General features: G+C 38.6%; 14 protein-coding genes. 11 read left to right on the forward strand and 3 right to left on the reverse strand.

All coding sequences use genetic code 11. The features are described 5' to 3' along the window. The first annotated feature begins 255 nt into the window (after positions 1-255). From HRT96_RS19000 to rmf, 8 genes are all read left to right on the forward strand, one after another. Entirely contained in the window at positions 256-5106 is a 4851-nt protein-coding gene (locus HRT96_RS19000; protein WP_293159799.1) for an NAD-glutamate dehydrogenase, read from the forward strand. Positions 5107-5196: 90 nt separating this feature from the next. Further along, positions 5197-6207 carry a quinone-dependent dihydroorotate dehydrogenase gene (pyrD, locus tag HRT96_RS19005; protein WP_293159801.1) on the forward strand — a complete coding sequence of 337 codons (1011 nt, stop codon included), beginning with the start codon at positions 5197-5199 and terminating at the stop codon, positions 6205-6207. Between the two features lie 100 nt (positions 6208-6307). Then, positions 6308-6868: a cell division protein ZapC domain-containing protein gene (locus tag HRT96_RS19010; protein ID WP_293159803.1), complete on the forward strand. Its 561-nt coding sequence runs from the start codon at positions 6308-6310 to the stop codon at positions 6866-6868. A gap of 153 nt (positions 6869-7021) precedes the next feature. Next, positions 7022-9154 (forward strand): bifunctional 23S rRNA (guanine(2069)-N(7))-methyltransferase RlmK/23S rRNA (guanine(2445)-N(2))-methyltransferase RlmL, encoded by a 2133-nt coding sequence (rlmKL, locus tag HRT96_RS19015; RefSeq protein WP_293159805.1) that lies wholly within the window; start codon positions 7022-7024, stop codon positions 9152-9154. Next, entirely contained in the window at positions 9154-9390 is a 237-nt protein-coding gene (locus HRT96_RS19020) for a glutaredoxin family protein (protein ID WP_293159807.1), read from the forward strand. The genes rlmKL and HRT96_RS19020 overlap by 1 nt, the downstream gene beginning before the upstream one ends. A gap of 166 nt (positions 9391-9556) precedes the next feature. Continuing rightward, positions 9557-11467 (forward strand): ABC transporter ATP-binding protein, encoded by a 1911-nt coding sequence (locus HRT96_RS19025; protein ID WP_293159809.1) that lies wholly within the window; start codon positions 9557-9559, stop codon positions 11465-11467. Positions 11468-11481: 14 nt separating this feature from the next. Then, entirely contained in the window at positions 11482-13275 is a 1794-nt protein-coding gene (locus tag HRT96_RS19030; RefSeq protein ID WP_293159811.1) for a DUF3466 family protein, read from the forward strand. Between the two features lie 151 nt (positions 13276-13426). After that, complete coding sequence (gene rmf / locus HRT96_RS19035) at positions 13427-13603, forward strand: ribosome modulation factor (protein WP_019440203.1); 177 nt, start codon at positions 13427-13429, stop codon at positions 13601-13603. A gap of 166 nt (positions 13604-13769) precedes the next feature. Here rmf and HRT96_RS19040 read toward each other — a convergent pair whose 3' ends face one another. Then, complete coding sequence (locus HRT96_RS19040; RefSeq protein WP_293159815.1) at positions 13770-14099, reverse strand: hypothetical protein; 330 nt, start codon at positions 14097-14099, stop codon at positions 13770-13772. Between the two features lie 957 nt (positions 14100-15056). Here HRT96_RS19040 and HRT96_RS19045 point away from each other — a divergent pair. After that, positions 15057-15569: a GNAT family N-acetyltransferase gene (locus HRT96_RS19045; protein ID WP_293159817.1), complete on the forward strand. Its 513-nt coding sequence runs from the start codon at positions 15057-15059 to the stop codon at positions 15567-15569. A gap of 118 nt (positions 15570-15687) precedes the next feature. Here HRT96_RS19045 and HRT96_RS19050 read toward each other — a convergent pair whose 3' ends face one another. Next, on the reverse strand, positions 15688-16110 hold the full coding sequence (locus HRT96_RS19050) for a helix-turn-helix transcriptional regulator (RefSeq protein WP_366051541.1): 423 nt from the start codon (positions 16108-16110) through the stop codon (positions 15688-15690). 607 nt (positions 16111-16717) lie between these two features. Here HRT96_RS19050 and HRT96_RS19055 point away from each other — a divergent pair. Together HRT96_RS19055 and HRT96_RS19060 are read left to right on the forward strand one after the other, a co-directional pair. Then, positions 16718-17320 carry a replication endonuclease gene (locus tag HRT96_RS19055; protein ID WP_293159819.1) on the forward strand — a complete coding sequence of 201 codons (603 nt, stop codon included), beginning with the start codon at positions 16718-16720 and terminating at the stop codon, positions 17318-17320. 313 nt (positions 17321-17633) lie between these two features. Beyond that, positions 17634-18449 carry a phospholipase A gene (locus tag HRT96_RS19060; RefSeq protein ID WP_293159821.1) on the forward strand — a complete coding sequence of 272 codons (816 nt, stop codon included), beginning with the start codon at positions 17634-17636 and terminating at the stop codon, positions 18447-18449. 171 nt (positions 18450-18620) lie between these two features. Here the strand turns inward: HRT96_RS19060 and HRT96_RS19065 are convergent, their stop codons facing one another. Continuing rightward, the gene (locus tag HRT96_RS19065) at positions 18621-18878 is read right to left on the reverse strand and encodes an ogr/Delta-like zinc finger family protein (protein ID WP_366051476.1); all 258 of its coding nucleotides are present in this window, start codon (positions 18876-18878) and stop codon (positions 18621-18623) included. Positions 18879-19365 lie beyond the last annotated feature (487 nt).

Genomic DNA, 19365 nt, shown 5'->3' on the forward strand with positions numbered 1-19365 from the left:
CTAAACAACAAATTTAACATTAAGTTAAACGTTTGTTTTTATAAAAAGTGGGTATTTCTAGCTATTTTGGCGACATATACCCACCTTTAGTAATTATTCAATGTTTTATTCTTAAAAACCTGCATTTATCTTTCTATCTTGTTGCCTCTGTAGCATTTTTATTACAAATATTAATGTTAGAATGCCCGCTTGAAATACCTCATAAGTTACTTTTTTAGCTAGACTTAATAAACCAAGATTTAAAGGATTGCTAGTATGTTGAATAAAACGCCTATTCCCGTGTTACTGGAAAACGTAATCAGCCTTGTAAAGACCAAAGTAGATGCGAAAAGCAATACTTTAGTCGAGCAGTTTGTCACTGCATTATATGCTGGAATGAGGCAAGAAGATCTCTCTTCGCGTAGTGATAGTGATCTGTATTGTGCTGCAATTAGCTTGTGGAACAGATTAAACAGTGGAAACAATAGCGGCCCTGATATTTGTGTTTACAATCCTGAAATCAGTCTTAATGGCTGGCAATCAACACATACGATTGTCGAAATTATTGTACCTGATTCACCTTTCCTCACTGAATCTGTCATTATGGCGCTATCTCGACTTGGCGTTATTTCACATTTGATGTTGCATCAGCCGATTGCGTTGAAACGAGATGATCGCGGTCGTGTGAACAAAATTCTAACAAATCCTAAAAATGCCAAGAATTTTACTTCTGAAACAGTATTTTTAATTGAAATCGATCGTCAAACAGATAGCAGTAAATTAGATGCAATTAGCGCAGAGTTAACGTCTGTATTAAATGAAATTGCGTTAGCAGTTAACGATTGGTCTCCGATGCAAGATAAATTGCTTTCCGTTATCGAGCAGTTGTCTGCAAAACCAAAGAAAAAAGGTATCGATTATACTGATACGCTTAAATTCTTATCATGGTTAAGTGATCATAACTTCACCTTGCTGGGTTATCGTCATTACGATATCGAACCGGTAAAGGGTGACTACGTGATCACGCCTGATTGTGACTCTAGCTTGGGTATCATGAAAAACTCGGTAAATAACCAAGGTTATGGTTTATCTAATTTATCTGCTGACGCAAAAAGTGAAGTATTATCACAAAATACGCTTATTTTGACAAAGAGTGATGCAAAATCACGCGTACACAGACCTGCAAATATTGATTATGTTGGCATTAAACTGTTTGATGAAAACAATAATGTTATTGGTGAAGAGCGTTTCATTGGTTTATACGCGTCATCAATTTATAACAGCAGTGCAATTGATATTCCGTTAATCAGCGATAAAATTAAACATGTGCTGGATGCATCGGGTTATAACCCTGCTAATCACTCATACAAAGCACTGTTAAACATTTTAGAAACCTATCCTCGTGATGAACTAATCCAATCTAGCGAAGCAGATATTTTGCATTGTGCGTTGGGTGTTCTGCACATGCAGGATCGCGATCAAGTTAAACTGTTTGTTCGTAAAGACTTATTCGGTCGTTATTATTCTTGTATGGTTTACGTCACTAAAGAGCGTTACAACACGCAATTACGTGAGAAGACACAGCAGGTACTGGCTGACTACTTAGGTAGTGAAAAGGAAGTTGAATTTAATACCTATTTCTCTGAAGGTAATATGGCTAGAACACAATATCTTGTACACGTCGGTTCAAATGATAAACATATAAATGTAAACCTGGCTGAAATTGAGCAAAATTTAACAGAAGCAGCTAAATCTTGGAATGACAAATTAAAAACATCCATTGTAAGTCATTATGGTGAAGAAAAAGGTCGTTCTCTATCTGAGAAATACATCCATGCTTTCCCACAGTCTTATAAAGAGTATGTGTTACCAAATTCAGCGGTAGCTGACATTATTAAGTTAGAAAAGCTGTCTTCTGAACATAAGCTTGAAATGATCTTCTACCGCGCGCAAGAAGAACAACATGACTCTAATCACGTACGTTTAAAGTTATTCCATAAAGATCAACCGATCCATTTGTCAGATGTACTACCTATGTTAGAAAATATGGGATTAAAAGTACTTGGCGAAACCCCGTTTAAAGTTAAAACAGCTGACGGTACGGAATATTGGGTACTTGATTTCACCATGCTTTATACGGGTGATAATGTACTTGATACCACAGCGCGTAGCGCTGACTTTATGTCAACTTTTTATCAAGTATGGGAAAACCGTTTAGAAAATGATGGTTTTAATAAATTAGTACTTAAGACTAACTTGTCTGGTCGTCAAATCTCGGTACTGAGATCATATGCAAAATACATGCGTCAAATTGGTAATAATTTTAGCCAAGCGTATATTGAGAATACGTTAGCGTCGTTACCTGAATTGGCGAATAGCTTGTATAGCTATTTCCACCAAAAGTTTGCAATTGATCAGGGTGAAATTGATAGCTTAGATATCATCGCTAACTTTGAAACTAAGCTCGAGCAAGTTAACAACTTGGATGATGACCGTATTATTCGTCGTTTCATCGACCTTATCACGGCTACATCACGTACTAACTTCTATCAAGTTGATTCAAAATTAAAAACGGCAGATCAAAGCAAAGCGTATATCTCATTCAAATTTGATTCATCACAGATCCCTGATATGCCATTGCCACTGCCAAAGTTTGAAGTGTTCGTATATTCACCGCAAGTTGAAGGTGTTCATTTACGTGGTGGCAAAGTTGCACGTGGCGGGTTACGTTGGTCTGACCGTCGTGAAGATTTCCGTACCGAAGTGCTTGGCCTAGTAAAAGCACAGCAAGTGAAAAACACGGTAATTGTACCTGTTGGCGCTAAAGGTGGTTTTGTTTGTAAACAAATTCTACCTTCTCACAGCCGTGATGAAGCGTTCAATATCGGTAAAGAGTGTTACCGCACGTTCATCCGTGGTTTACTTGATATCACCGATAATATTATCGATGGTGAACTGGTTCATCCAGCAAATGTCCGCTTCTATGATGAAGATGATTCATACTTGGTTGTTGCCGCGGATAAAGGGACCGCAACTTTCTCTGATATCGCTAACGAAATCAGTGATGAGTACAACTTCTGGCTCGGTGATGCATTTGCATCTGGTGGTTCAGTCGGTTATGACCATAAGAAAATGGGTATTACGGCTAAAGGCGCTTGGGAGTCAGTTAAACGTCACTTCCGTGAAATGGGCATAAACTGCCAAGAAGAAGAGTTTACTTGTATTGCTATCGGTGACATGGCGGGTGATGTGTTCGGTAACGGCATGCTGTTATCAAAAAGCACTAAGTTAATCGCGGCCTTTAACCACATGCATATCTTTATCGATCCCAATCCAGACTGTGCAACAAGTTATGCTGAGCGTGACCGTTTATTCAATTTACCGCGTTCAAGCTGGTCGGATTATGATCGTTCAATTATGTCAAAAGGCAGTGGTATCTTCTTACGTTCAGCAAAAGCGATCACGCTAACGCCTGAAATTAAGAAAATGCTGGGTACGAATGTATCATTAATGACGCCTACAGACTTAATTAAAGCTATCTTAACATCACAAGCAGATCTACTGTGGAATGGTGGTATTGGTACTTATGTTAAAGCAACGTCTGAAACCAATAATGATGTTGGTGATCGTGCAAATGATCATGTTCGTATTAATGGTAATGAATTAAACGTTAAGATTGTCGGCGAAGGTGGTAACTTAGGTTGTACACAGCTTGGCCGTATTGAATACGCCAAAAATGGTGGCCGTATTAATAGTGACTTCATTGATAATGTTGGTGGTGTTGATTGCTCTGATAACGAAGTTAACATTAAGATCTTACTTAACAGTATCGTCAGCAGCGGTGATTTAACACGCAAACAGCGTAACGAATTACTGTATTCAATGACGAATGAAGTATCTGAAATTGTACTTGATAATGCTTACAAGCAAACCTTATCCGTCTCTGTTACTCAAACACGTGCTGCGGAGCAATTAAAAGAACAAATTCGTTTCATGCAAATCCTTGAACGTACGGGCAAGCTTAACCGTCAACTTGAATTCTTACCAAGTGAAGATGAATTGGCTGAACGCCTGGCTAAAAACGAAGGTTTAACGCGTCCAGAGCTGGCTGTATTACTTGCATACGCAAAAATGCAGTTAAAAGAACAGCTTAATTGTCCTGAAGTATTTGAAGATGAATTCTTATCTGAATTACTTATCACTGCTTTCCCACAGTTGTTACAAGACAAGTACAAAGCAGAGATGCAAGATCATCCGTTAAGAAATGAAATCATAGCCACTCAACTTGCAAATGAAATCATTAATGACATGGGGTTGAACTTTGTTGGTCGCATGCAAGATGAAACAGGCTCTCCAGTGGTAGAAATTGCGAAATGTTTTGTTATTAGTAAGCATGTAATTGGCATGAAAAATATGTGGGATGCTGTGACCGGGTTAGACAACACCGTTGACTCTGCAACGCAGCTCGACATGTTATTTGAAAGCCGCCGCTATATTCGCCGTGCCACATGTTGGTTAGTGCGTTACCGCGATCGCAACATGAGTATTACAGCTACAATTGCTTTCTATAAACCGATTTATGATGGTATGAAAGAAAATATTGAGCAAGTACTTGTTGACGTAGATAAAGAAAAACAAAGTAAACGTATTGATAGTCTAATTGAAAAATCAGTACCAGCCGATGTGGCACATGAGATCGTGCATCAAAATACATTATTCTCAGCTTTTGATATTGCAGATGTGTGCAAGCAGCACCAAGTACCAATGTCTTTAGTACAACCTATTTTCTTCTCGTTAGGTAATAAGCTACAGTTACACGACTTTATGCATCAAATTAACTTGCAACCAGTTGCTAACCATTGGCAAGCACTTGCAAGAGCTGCGTTCCGTGAAGAACTTGCGCTACAACAACGTAGCTTAACATCAGTGGTGTTATCTACTTGTTCATCAACAGGTAAGTGCGATACAATAATAGACGAATGGTTATCTGATCATGAAGTACTTGTTGTTCGTTGGCTGCAAATGTTGACTGATTTTAATATGAGTTCTTCGCATGAATTTGCTAAATTCTCAGTAGCGTTACGCGAATTGAATTTACTTCACTTAAGCTGCAGAAGTGCAAGTTAACGAGTAAATTGATGTTTGTTTAGGCACACATTTAAAATGATTTAATTATGAAGCACTGTTGATACAGTGCTTTTTTATGAGGAATAGAAAATGTTATATCGTATTGTACGTGAATTTTTATTTATGCAAGACCCTGAAGTAGTACATGAAATGACAATTAAAGGGTTAAAATTAACAGGCTCTACTCCTTTAAGTTGCTTATATTCGCAGAAGTTACCAAGCAAACCAGTGACCGTAATGGGACTGACGTTTGATAATCCAGTAGGTTTAGCGGCTGGTCTGGATAAAAACGCTGAAAGCATTGATGCATTTGCGGCAATGGGCTTTGGTTTCATTGAAGTAGGTACCGTAACACCACTGCCACAATCTGGTAATGAAAAACCGCGTATATTCCGAATTACACAAGCGGAAGCGATTATTAACCGCATGGGCTTTAACAATGCAGGTGTTGACGCACTTGTTGAAAATGTAAAAAAAGCCAACTATAAAGGTATCTTAGGTATTAACATTGGTAAAAACAAAGATACACCAATCGAAAAGGGCAATGAAGATTACCTGATTTGTATGGATAAGGTTTACCAATATGCGTCTTACATCGCCATTAATATTTCATCACCAAATACCCCCGGATTACGTACACTTCAGTATGGTGAGGCGCTTGATAGTTTATTAAGTTGCCTTAAAGAGCGTCAGGCTGAATTAACTAAAACGCACGAGAAATACGTACCGTTGGCGGTTAAAATTGCACCAGATTTAACCGATGCAGAGTTGGCTCAAGTTGCCGAGTCATTAATTAAATATAAAATGGATGGGGTAATTGCAACTAATACCACACTCGATAGAACATTGGTACATGATATGCCTCATGCGAGTGAAGCGGGTGGTTTAAGTGGTCGTCCGGTACAGCACGCGAGTACTGAGATCGTCCGTAAATTAGCAGTATTGCTTGATGGTCAACTACCTATCATAGGTGTAGGCGGTATTGATTCTGTTGTTTCAGCAAAAGAAAAGTTTGTTGCAGGTGCAGAATTAGTACAAGTGTACAGCGGATTTATCTATAAAGGCCCTAAATTAGTTAAGCATATCGTCAAAAGTCTGTAATTTTTAACTTGGTTTTAGTCTATTTTTCTGATAAGGCTATTTACTTATGGATCTGGTGTAGTTACACTAGTAGGTCGTTAATTACACTACTGGTATCAGGATGTTACTAGAACCAAGCAACAAATGGTATTGGCAATATGACTGCGCAAGTCGATTCATCGTTATTCAATTATCTGATGGGCTTGCGATGTCTTGCCATTTAGATAAACGAAACATGAATAATTTGTGCAAAGGCCGTATTAACTTTTGTGCGGAAGATTCAAGCTATTATTACTATTTCTTAGAAGCACTCAAAGGTTTAGATTTTAACGTGCCTGAAAAAGTTCAAATAGCATTAAATGCGGTGACTAGTTTACGTTTCCAAAAAGTTAAAATGCCACAAAGCTGGTTCTTTGACTATAACGATTCTGATGTTGCGTTTAGTACTGGCGATATTATCACCTTGTCTGTAAAAGGCCATAATGTTCAGTTCGTGATACTTGAAGCCGATGAGCGTGTATCCACGTGTATGCTGTTAGAAGACACAGTGCAACTTTCTGATGCTAAAAAATTAGCTAAATTTGATGTTATTCGTGTTATGAACGACCGCGTTCAGTTACGCAAAAGCGTGGCAAACAAATTAACAGATGATTCATTTTCCTACGTTCAGATCATGGCATAGCATAATCTATCAATAAACCTCCGTTTATCTAACAATTTCCTCAACATGACTATGCGACAATAATGCCGCGTGCTATAGTTCGCCCCCATAAATAATCACATAACTTACTTTCTTTTTACCAGAAAGTATCTCGAAATAATATAGGCTTTCAAATTGACTACACTCAACACTTATTTTGCTTCTTCACCTAAGGGTTTAGAGCTTCTACTAAAAGAAGAGCTAATTGAACTTGGCGCACAAGACTGCCGTGAAACAATGGCCGGTGTCTCATTTAAATCAACTCAATTAACAGCGTATAAAATTTGTTTGTGGAGCCGCTTAGCATCTCGAGTGACCTTACAATTAAAAACATTTAAAATCTTTGATGTATTAGACCTTTATCTTGCGGTAACAGGTATGCATTGGGAAAAAATATTTGATATCGATAAAACATTTGCTGTTTCTTGCTCAGGTACTAATGACAGTATCCGTGATACGCAGTTTGGTGCATTGAAAGTTAAAGATGGTATTGTTGATCGCTTTAACAAAAGCATGAGCGACCGTCCCAATGTGGCTAAAAATGATCCAGATGTGCGTATTCACCTGCACATTCGTCGTGAAGAAGCGACGCTTTCTCTTGATCTATGCGGTAATGGTTTACATCAACGTGGCTACCGTCAAGGTACGGGCGCAGCACCATTAAAAGAAAACTTAGCAGCAGCTATCATTAAACGTAGTGGATATACGGATGGTTTACTTGTTGATCCTATGTGTGGTTCAGCGACCTTACTTATCGAAGCTGCATTGATGGCTTTAAAAGTACCTGCCGGTATTTTACGCTCACGTTATTGCTTCCAACAACTGAATGACTTTGATCAGTCTGGTTGGGAAGAGCTGGTTGCACAAGCTAAATATCAAGCGCGCAAAAACATTGCGAACAGTGATCTAAAAGTATACGGCTTTGATAAGAGCTGGCGTGTACTTGACCAAGCAAAAGCCAACGTACGTGCAGCAGGCCTAGAGCACATCATCGAATTAGAAACGGGTGATGCTAAAAACCTGGTTAACGATTTCACCAGCGAAGGTACATTAATTTGTAACCCTCCTTATGGTGAACGTATGGGTGAGCAACCTGAACTGATTGTGTTACACCAAGTATTAGGTGAACGTCTGAAGAGTGAATTTTCGGGCTGGAATGTTGCATTTTTCTCATCAAGCCCTGATTTACTGTCTCGTTTAGGTATGCGTGCCAATAAGCAATACAAATTGTTTAACGGTGCATTAGAGTGTTTCCTTAAGATTTACCAAATTTCATCGATTGCGCGTCAAGCCAAAGCACACGTTGAAACACAAATGACCCCTGGTTTTGCCGAAGACTTCCGTAACCGTTTAAAGAAAAATATCAAACAGTTAACGAAATGGGCGAAAAAAGAACAAGTTAACTGCTACCGTCTCTATGATGCTGATTTACCTGAATACAATGCTGCCATCGATTTATACGGTGACTGGATTGTGGTACAAGAATATAAAGCACCGAAAGATGTGCCAGAACAGAAAGCCAAACAACGTATCATGGATATTGTTGCTGTTACGCTTGATGTGACTCAAATTGATCCGAACAAACTGGTATTGAAAGTTCGCCAAAAACAAAAAGGCAGCAATCAGTACGAAAAAATACAACAAGTTAAGTCGGTGTTTACGGTAAGTGAATATGGTGCTCAGTTTGAAGTGAACATGAAAGATTATTTAGATACCGGTCTGTTTATCGATCACCGTCTAACACGTCGCATGCTCGGCCAGATGAGTGCGGGTAAACGTTTCTTAAACCTATTCTCATATACTGGCAGTGCAAGTGTTCACGCAATTTTAGGTGGTGCAGAATCATCTGTTACTGTTGATATGTCGAATACTTACCTTGATTGGGCAAAACGTAACTTTGCGTTAAACAACATCAGCATGCGTAAGCATGAAGTGGTACAAGCGGATTGTTTAGCCTGGTTAGCGCGTTGTGAAGACAAGTTTGACCTTATCTTTATTGATCCACCAACATTCTCAAACTCAAAGCGTATGGAAGACAGCTTCGATGTAGAACGTGATCACATACAACTGTTTACTTGGTTAGAGAATATTCTATCTGCACGTGGTGAAATTATTTTCTCTAATAATAAGCGTAACTTTAAGCTCGATTTTGAAGGACTCGAAAAACTTGGTCTTAAAGCAACCAATATTACTGAAAAAAATCGCTCTAAAGATTTCGCGCGTAACAAAAATATCAGTAACTGTTGGCTTGTTGAACGAGTAGCATAATGACTAAATACGCATTCTATACCACAGAAGGTTGTCACTTATGTGAACAAGCTTGGGAACTGGTGACTGCTCAACACTTGGTCAGTGAAATGACGAAAATAGAGATCATCCATGATGAAACTGACATCGCCCGTTATGGAATTCGTATTCCCGTTATTAAGGACACTGTGACTGATAAAGAAATTGGTTGGCCATTTGATACTGAACAATTGGCTGATTTTATCGCACAAGACTGATTTAGGTGACTCAATCCGAGTGGATTCTCAATTACAGGTTAATTGTTAACGCTCGGATTTTTTCTATTTTACAACTTTATGTTAGAATCTATCTAACTGCTTGTTTCAACATTCCTATAATGGTTTGATTTTTTGAAACAATTGAATTTTATATTGAGGAATTATCGTGGCTGTTATCACGTTACAAAATGCATGTTTAGCCTTCGGCGACTTACCGTTATTAAACCATGCCGATGCTGTATTTGAACGAAAAGAACGTGTTTGTCTTGTAGGCCGTAATGGTGCAGGTAAATCAACAATGATGAAAGTTATTGCTGGTGATATTCAACTTGACGAGGGTGTAGTTCGTATTGAACAAGATGCCGTAGTTTCTCGTTTAGAGCAAGATCCACCGAAAGTAAGCGGTGTTACTATTTTTGACTTTGTGGCCGGTGGTTTAGCTGATATTGGTCAGGTATTAAAAGACTACCATCATCAATCTATTTTGGTTGCGGATGATTACAGTGAAAAATCGCTGAATAAATTGATGCGTCTACAAGAAGAACTCGATAATCGTAATGGCTGGGAATTCGAGCAAAACATTGAGCAAGTATTGACGCGTTTAGACTTAGACCCAGAAATGATGCTAGATAACTTATCCGGAGGTTGGTTACGTCGTGCCGCACTTGCGCGTGCATTAGCTTGTAAGCCTGATCTGTTATTACTTGATGAACCAACCAACCACTTGGATATCGAATCTATTCTTTGGTTAGAAGAGTTCTTAAAAGATTTCGCCGGTACCATCATTTTTGTAAGCCATGATAGAAGTTTTATTCGTTCAATGGCAACGCGTATTATTGATATTGACCGTGGTAACCTTTCATCTTTCCCTGGTGACTATGACCAATATTTAGTCGCTAAAGAAGAAGCGCTGCGTGTTGAAGACGAACAAAATGCATTATTCGATAAGCGCTTAGCGCAAGAAGAAGTATGGATCCGTCAAGGGGTTAAAGCCCGTCGTACCCGTAATGAAGGTCGTGTTAAAGCACTGAAAGAAATGCGTAATGAACGTAGCGACCGTCTAAGTGTACAAGGTAAAGCTAAGATCACAGTGGATGAGACTTCTCGTTCAGGTAAACGTGTATTTGAAGGCGAAGATGTAACTTACGCTTACGAGAACAAGCAGATCGTAAAAGATTTTACGTTCAACATTATGCGTGGCGATAAGATTGCATTTGTTGGTCCAAATGGTTGTGGTAAAAGTACCTTAATCAAATTGTTACTTGAAGAGTTACAACCACAAGCAGGTGTTATTAAATGTGGTACTAAGTTAGAAGTTTCTTATTTCGATCAGCACCGTACAGAGCTTGATCTTGAAAAGACAGTAATGGATAACTTAGGTGACGGTAAACAAGAAGTGATGGTTAATGGTAAACCACGTCACATACTTGGTTACTTACAAGACTTCTTATTCCACCCTCAGCGCGCTCGTACTCCGGTAAAAGCACTGTCTGGTGGCGAACGTAACCGTCTGTTATTAGCTAAATTGTTCCTAAAACCATCTAATCTTTTGATTATGGATGAACCAACCAATGATTTAGATATCGAAACATTGGAACTTTTAGAAGAATTACTTGCCAATTATCAGGGTACGTTATTATTAGTAAGCCATGATCGTAATTTCATTGATAACACAGTAACAAGTTGCTGGATGTTTGATGGTAAAGGGCAAATTACTAATTTTGTTGGTGGTTACCATGATGCTAAGAACCAACAAGCAAACACACAATCTATGTCAGCAAAGCCAAAGGCAAAAGCTGCGGTAGTTGCTAAACCTGTAAAACAAGAGAAATCAACTCAGGCTGTTAAGACTAAAAAACTGCCATACAATATACAAGTTGAACTCGATAAACTGCCTGCAAAAATGGAACAACTTGAAGAATTAGTTGAAACCTTGCAAGCTGAAATTAATCAACCTGATTTCTTTAATAAGCCAGCTGACGAAACGAAAACAATGCTTGAAAATCTTGCTAACAAAGAGCAAGAACTAGAGACTGCTTTCGCGCGTTGGGAAGAGCTTGAAGAAATGAAAGGCTAAGGAACATTAAAATAATGCAATTAAAAAAGACTAAGCTAGCAGGGATTATTAGTCTCCTTTTGTGTTCGAATGCAATGGCGGTTGAAATTAGCGATCCACCGATTGCACGTCCTACTGATGGCAGGTTCGGCCCATTTGTATCTGCTATGGATACGTCTAGTGCTGCTACTGCAACAACAAGTACTGCTATTTATACTAATACATTCGCACAATCATTTACGTATGATATTGGTGCACCTTGGACATATAACGAATATTGTCAATATGACGATGATGTTTGTGAATTGCTTTGGGAGGGTACCAAAAATGGTGATGGTAGTGACGGGCTAAATGTATGGCGTCGTAATATCTTAAATACCTTCGGTGGTTATAATGGTACTTATAAATCTGAAACTGAAACATCAGTAGACGATATCGTTATTTCAATCCCTAGCGACCTAAGTGAATCTCGCAAGATTACGGCAATAATATCTACTGATCAGGCGGGCTATGCCACTGACTCAGGTCGTAAAATTGTTAGACGTGGTTTTTATAATGATGTAGAACTAATACCTTCAGATATTAATAATGGTGGTTTCAGTTCCGCACATGATTTTGCTGATGTTGCTTTAACTAGCAGTGATGGTCATAATTATGAGTTTGCTACGAAAAGGCTTATTGTAGGTCAATCTAGTGTCCAGTGGTCAAACGCTGATGACAATAGCCGTTTTACTTATTGCTTCAATTATCCAATTGACGATGATCGTTATGATTATGATGATCTTTATAATTGTCCTGGTTTTGATTTGCAAGCGAGTTTTTGGACTGTAAATGGTGCGAATGTTGATACCGTTGCATATTTGACTGGCAAGAATAACTGGCTAAATACTGGAAGCGATGCAACATTCATTGCTAATGCATATGCGATTAACGAATCAGGCTTCGCGGTCGGTTTTTCTACGCAACAAATCTATTCATCAACGAGTGGTGGCCGTGCTAGAGCAACTATATTTAAGCCGACTGTAGTTGCAACAAACACGCTTTCTTATACGATGAGTGAGATCACTAAGCCCAAAACGGATGTAGGTAGTGATTATGATGATGTAATTCGCGATACAGTTGCAATTGATATTACAGATAAGGTTTATGTTTCGGCTAACGTCCCATTTGAAGCCGCAGATGGCACTGATAATGTCTCACAAGCATTTATTGTTGTTGGTAACCGTACTTTTGAGGCCGTTAAAAACAGAAGTCGAGTAACTGATTTTTACACTTATGACGTTGCTAGTGGAGCGGTTCGCTATCCATTTAATGCCAATCCAATTAAAGGTGCTACATCTCAAGTTAATAAAATTAACAATGATGGCTTGATTGTAGGTTGGCGTGATGCCCGTGGTGAAACATCACCAAGGGAAGATGGCTCAGCGCGTTTTCAAAGTGCCTTTATCTATGACTACAAAACTCAAAAATCAGCCTATTTAGATGACTTATACTGTAAAGAAGTTATTGATCCGAATGGTTCCATTTCTGGAGAGATACGTTATCGTTTTGCTAATGCAATAAGTATTAGTGATCCAGATAGCAATGGTGATGTTGTTGTAGTTTCTAATGCTTTGGACTATAAAAACGTTGAAAACTATAAAAATAGAAGAGGTTCTAACCCGGTAGTCTTAACAATGACTATTACTAAAGATGATTTAGATCACTTGTCAACGACATCTCAGTGTCCTATTAAAGCGGATGAAAATTACAAGCGTAATGGGGCAGGCATGGGATGGTTTATACTATTACCAACCATGATGCTGTTGTTCCGTCGTTTCAAACGTTAGTCATTAATCGCTAAACATCATTTTTTGTCAAAGGCACAGTAATTTTATTACTGTGCCTTTTTTATTTGATTTGTCGAATATCTTGACCTATTACTTAATAGAGGCACGGAAAGTCTCAGGTTTAAGTTATATCATTTTTGAGGAATATAGAATGAAGAGACAAAAACGAGATCGTTTGGAAAGAGCATATTCGAAAGGTTATCAAGCTGGCACCGCTGGTCGCTCGAATGAGGTTTGTCCATTTCAAAGCGCAGATTCGCGAGGTCAGTGGTTAGGTGGTTGGCGTGAAGCACAAGAGATCCGAAGTACAGGGCTTTTCATGAAATAATAAGTGAATAGAACAGCAAAGCCCCGGTGATAGGGGCTAATAGAACCCCGTCATAACAGGCTTCGCCCCTGTTTACGGGGTTCTGTGCGTTTAATAGGTAGCAGTAAATGCCACCAAATAGTACTAATTTGGTCATAATGTGGACACTAGGTTGTACTTCATTGCCTCATTTAGATAGTCTGGTGCAAGGTGTGAGTATGTCATGGTTTACATTATGGTGGCATGTCCCAAGATCTTCTGTAACGTTAATATATTGCCACCGATCATCATAAAATGACTCGCAAACGAATGTCGTAAAACATGCGAAGCCTGACCAACGTGCGCCGGTGGATGAACACAACTTAGCGATATGTAATTCGTCACCACTCAAACTTGCCAATAATTGCTTTATCTCGGCTTTAATCAATGCGCTAAATACACTACTTAATCTTGTTTGATTACGGTTGATTGATGCCGACTTCATGCCTCCTGCCATTTTATCGGCTCGATATTGCATGAAGCGTTGCCGTGTTAGCTGGTCAGCTCTAAGGTTGCCCAAGTCCGCGCTAATCGTGATTAAGTGCTTAAGCTCTCTAGGGCCCGTTTTTAACTGTTGACCATGTAATGATACCAAAGATGGATTAAATCGATGAGAGGGCGCTTATCAGCCGTTTTCTCAACCCAATCTTTTTAGTTTTGAGTCGATAACAGCCATCGCTCATACTTTTGCGCTTAACCTTGGGTTGTAAACTTCTTTCTGTAGCGCTTACCGTTTCGACCTTGTGGACGACAATCGACTTCATAGCCGTTGGTTATGGATTTAATAGACATTAAGTTGCTCCCCTAATGCAACTGAGATACCAAACTTTGAAGTCCCTTTTTCTTCTGAAGGTTACTGTTCTGTACAAGAATTCCAGCCATTCATGTATGATTGTTCAGTAATTAGTTCGTAACTCTGGCACGCCGAATTTTAATGCGGTGCACGGTCACGTTGAGCCTAGCGTAAACTTGATACCTAGAATACCTAAACCCCAAAATAAACCTCTCTCAACAGAATAGGCATAGTGATAAGATAAAATATGCCTACTATCATCGAAGTAGAAAAGGCCCAGCGCATATTAAACAGCTTCAATCGAGTCTTATCAATTTTCATACTTAGTTCTATTCGTTCAAAGTCATAAGTCCGTTCATCATTAGTTCAGTCATATTTTCATCTTTAGTGGGGGGGATGCTATAAAGTTAGCCCCAGAATTATGCTTGGCAAAAATATTGAGTACTTTGGTTTTAAGTTGTGAGTTAGTTTACGGGCATTAACACTTGGGCGTGATGTTTGTCTTTATTTGAAGGTAAACGCCTAAAATAGACGTTTTAGATACATTAAACGGATTTATTGATAGCCACAATGTGTACTGTATTTCACTTTTATAAAAATCCATTTAGAATAAAAGATAATACATAATAGGAGGTCAAAAGTATGAAAATCATAACCAAAACAACTCGACTAATCATTCGAGAGTTCACCCTTGATGACGCTGAATCGGTACTCTACTTTAATACCCCGGAAGAAGTTAATCTGTACACCGGAGATGCGGGGTTATGTAATAATATAGAAGATGCCGTAGCAATAATTGAGAATATTTGGTTAAAAGAATATGCGAAATTCGGCTTTGCGCGTTGGGCTGTAGTACTAAAAGATACCGGAAAAGTGATCGGTTTTTGCGGTTTTAAAAATGACTCTCGTATCAATGCTATCGACATAGGCTATCGTTTTCACCCCGATTACTGGGGACAAGGCTTTGCAACCGAAGCTAATCAAGCTTGCATTGATTATGCTCGCGAGTATATGGCGCTTAATGTCATTTATGGCGAAGTGATACCAAAGAATACAGCATCAAGTCATGTTTTGAAAAAACTAGGAATGCAATACGACAAACAGTATCAAGAAAATGGATATACTATTGACCGTTATTACATGAGTTTAAAGTAATCACAAAGCCATCAACACGACTTTTTCATTCGATATTCTTATTTTAGTCTATAACTCTAATCCGTTCATGCCCCAAAGTAAGATAGAACAGATTAACTTAAGCGCAAACTAGTCTGTTCTATCCAAAATCACATCTTCTGTCCAGTCCAAACACACGTCCTATAAGCGCCAGTTCTTCACCATCCAATTGCGACTTAGTTATCTGCCAAGGGTCATACATGGAATTATCAGACTTAACGCGAATAATGCCGCCTGGTAACATCTGTAGTCGCTTCACTAATAAGTTATTGTCATGACGCATGACATAAACGCCATCAGATAAATTATCCACATCACGATTAACCATGATCATAGAGCCGTTCTTTAATGTCGGCAGCATGCTGTCTCCGTCTACCAACATCAAAAATACATTATTAGGGCAAACGCCAATTTCACTACGTAGCCAGCTTGGCTCAAAGCTTATCGATTTTGGACGATCTTCAATTTCTGCTAATAAACCAACACCAGCAGATGCAGATATTTCGTAGAAGGGGAGTTGGATATGTTTAACTTCTTTTTTATGTGAAAACGATCACGATTCACGATTCATGATTCATGATTCACGATTTTATCTAACTTTTCCAACCCGATAGCTTTAATTCTTCCTGTTTCATATTGAGCTATCGTATCAGAGCTAATGCCAATTAAATCAGATTGTTGACTTCTTGTTAGCGATTCATTGTCTGTGAAAATTACGAGCAGATTTAGAAGTGATCAGCGAACGTAAAAATTTTGCGAAGCGTAATTACATCCAACGTATCAAAGTGAAAGCGGGTCAGCTTAAAACAATAACAGTTAAAGAATTCAGAGCTCAATACGGTAACCCTTGTTAATGTACACACCAATCAAAGATACCAAGAACCCGCTTAAAAAAACACGGTTTAAAACGTGCGGTTAAATTTATTGAAGATCGTAGTGCACACATTGCTGCTAGTTTCGGTGTATTACCAGAATCTTGGTATCGCGTAGATACTGAATATAAACGTGTTCATCTTGCTGATGAGCTAACAGGACGCGCACGTTTACATTTAGATCTAGCACTCAAAGCAGGTAAAAGACCACTTGAAGCATTAGAGGAAATCAACGAATTCGCAGGGCTTGCATTGCGGATGCCGCATTTCGAACCTAAAAAACGCGATAGTGATGATGACGTATATTTAGGTCTAATCGCCCGAGCTTGTGACGATGCAGTTTGGTTACGCGCAATAAACAAAAAGGTAATGATTGCCTTCGAATCTGCTCGACGTGCTGCGGGAATTGTTTCACCTCACGTAAGCCCTTACGCTTCATTCACTACCTGCCAATGGCTTAAAGACCGCAAGAAACAGCAATTAGATTGGCTTGATAGTATGGCTATCGAAAGTGAATGTGGTGAAACGCTTGAACTTAAAGATGTGCATGATGCATCAGTGTCTAACGCAGCGAATCGTCGCCATGAATTAATGACACCGTTACGCGGTTGCCAGGAATATGCAGATTCTAATGAGCACGTGGCGTTAATGGCCACTTTGACTGCAGCTGGCCGTTATCATCGATTAAAGAAACACGGTAAATACTTTGTCGAAAATCCAAATTGGAACGGTGCTAATCCTATTGACGCCCATGAATGGTTAAAAACATCTTGGCAGCGTTTTCGTGCTGCTGCAGATGGAGCAAAGTTGACTTATTACGGCATGCGGGTTGTAGAGTCGCATTCAGGTACCGGAAATTGAAAATCCACCTTTGATAGGTGAAGCGATATGTTAAGTAAATAAGGAAATTAAGATGCAAATAGATAAATTAAATTTAGAAGTAGGGAAAGCATACTCAGCGCTAATGAAAGGGTATGAGATTGATGATGAAGAGGGCAATGTATTCATATTTATTTTCCATATATTTACTTATGTGAGGAATTGCTCATATCACAACAGCACACGCGAGCCCTATTGCTAGGTACAATAGGCCGTATATTGACGGTTTTATCGACAGCTTGAAAAACATTCGATCAGACGGTCTTATTTACTCTTACATTACAATGTGTTACATATGTGGTTATACACTGAAATAAAATATGGAATACAAGTAAAAATGAAGATGTATTTACCTGTTTGCTTGCTGGTTGTAAGCAGTATTGGTTTTGTGAGCGCTAAGAGTACAACGGAGTTTTCAACCTATGAAGACACTTATTTTTTAGGTACGTATGCTGACAATATTAATGAAGATTTATATTCGGATGCCGGAGAAACAGAATTATCTAAATTAGATGATTTTGAAATTAAATATCAAATATCTTTTTCGTTACCCTTATTTCAATTTAGTAATAAATCGGCTTTGATGGCTTCATATACGCAACTTTCATTGTGGCAAATAGCTAATAATGAAGCATCTTCTCCCTTTAGAGAAACTAATTATAAGCCACAATTATTCATGATGCATCAAGGTGAATTCCTATTATTTAACAGCATTGAATATGGCTATAGGCATCAATCTAATGGTCGTGGTAATAAAATTTCTAGAAGCTGGGAGCGCTTTTATCTGTTACTTGAATCTCAAGGCAATTATATTGACTACGGTATAGAGTCTTGGGTTGCTTCCGGCTTGTCTGATAATAAAGATATTGAAGACTACATAGGACCTTATTCTGGTTGGATAAAAATAAATGGTGTAGAGGCCTCTGCTAATATCAAACTTACCCATAATTTCAGCACTCACCGTTCTGGTGTTGAAGCCGGTTTTACTTATTATGTCAATGAGGTGGTTGGTTTTTATGGCCAAGTATGGAAAGGTTATGGCGAAACTTTGATTGACTATAATAACGATCAAACACGAATTGGTGTAGGTATCATGTTAAGGCCGTTTTAATTTATGCCAAACATTGGTGCTGGCATTAAGATTCCTTCATTAGCCCTACAAATATATAATGTGTATTACTATCGGTTAGAAAAATAACACTATCAAGGTTTTGTCCAAAAATGTGCAGGATTGGCGAATTGTGGAGAGGACTTGATGTTTGTCGGATAGATGACGATATTTTTACAAAATAGAAAGTTGTAACTGCAATTCTTGGCGCTGTTCTGGCGCTAATGTCCTAACTAACTCTATAGCCAATTGACTTGAGCTTTTTGCCGAAGGGCTCAACGTATGACTAAAACTAAGATTCATTACAAACGAATGACCACATTCCGCATTATTACAGCTGCAGTATAAATCTGTATAACTATTCGAAATTCTATTCGTTTTTTGAATTCGGATTTTAACGCCGCACTCTGGGAAAACTACTCGCATAAACATCCACTTAATTCAAATGCTGACCTGTCAATCATATGATATTCAACTGTTTTTTATACAGTCGTATGGAGTGTTCGTTATAATACATAGCTATTGATTACGGGTGGGTGAAACATTTGATCGTGCGGGCGTACCCACGATAAATTCACTCCTCTTCGCCTACCGCATTTTCGCAATTTTTTTGTGTTTTTGACATAGCGATGGACAAGCCGATATTGCTTAAGCCTTATCTAGAAAGGATCTAAACGATCATTTAAGGATCGCTAATGTCAAAGTAGTGACACCTGTTGTCACAAAGTGACAAGCGATTCCAATATATCGAGAGCATTTCCCTCGTTTTTTGTTTCAATGAAAGCCCCTATAAATTTAACTTAAAAGACAGAGTAACTGACAACGGCGTTGTTGACTAAATCAGGGAACCTTTCGTAAATCTTGTGATCCGATCATTATCACGGATTTAAAAAGGTTCATCTGATGGGTAAGTCGAAGA

The organism is Moritella sp. (genome assembly GCF_013215705.1).
GTDB lineage: Bacteria > Pseudomonadota > Gammaproteobacteria > Enterobacterales > Moritellaceae > Moritella.

Excerpts from the sequence above, each read along its gene's own strand:
- HRT96_RS19000 (WP_293159799.1), top strand. The coding sequence starts at position 256 with ATGTTGAATAAAACGCCTATTCCCGTGTTACTGGAAAACGTAATCAGC.
- pyrD (WP_293159801.1), top strand. The coding sequence starts at position 5,197 with ATGTTATATCGTATTGTACGTGAATTTTTATTTATGCAAGACCCTGAA.
- HRT96_RS19010 (WP_293159803.1), top strand. The coding sequence starts at position 6,308 with ATGTTACTAGAACCAAGCAACAAATGGTATTGGCAATATGACTGCGCA.
- HRT96_RS19020 (WP_293159807.1), top strand. The coding sequence starts at position 9,154 with ATGACTAAATACGCATTCTATACCACAGAAGGTTGTCACTTATGTGAA.
- HRT96_RS19030 (WP_293159811.1), top strand. The coding sequence starts at position 11,482 with ATGCAATTAAAAAAGACTAAGCTAGCAGGGATTATTAGTCTCCTTTTG.
- rmf (WP_019440203.1), top strand. The coding sequence starts at position 13,427 with ATGAAGAGACAAAAACGAGATCGTTTGGAAAGAGCATATTCGAAAGGT.
- HRT96_RS19040 (WP_293159815.1), bottom strand. The coding sequence starts at position 14,099 with ATGCAATATCGAGCCGATAAAATGGCAGGAGGCATGAAGTCGGCATCA.
- HRT96_RS19045 (WP_293159817.1), top strand. The coding sequence starts at position 15,057 with ATGAAAATCATAACCAAAACAACTCGACTAATCATTCGAGAGTTCACC.
- HRT96_RS19055 (WP_293159819.1), top strand. The coding sequence starts at position 16,718 with ATGCCGCATTTCGAACCTAAAAAACGCGATAGTGATGATGACGTATAT.
- HRT96_RS19060 (WP_293159821.1), top strand. The coding sequence starts at position 17,634 with ATGTGGTTATACACTGAAATAAAATATGGAATACAAGTAAAAATGAAG.
- HRT96_RS19065 (WP_366051476.1), bottom strand. The coding sequence starts at position 18,878 with ATGTTTATGCGAGTAGTTTTCCCAGAGTGCGGCGTTAAAATCCGAATT.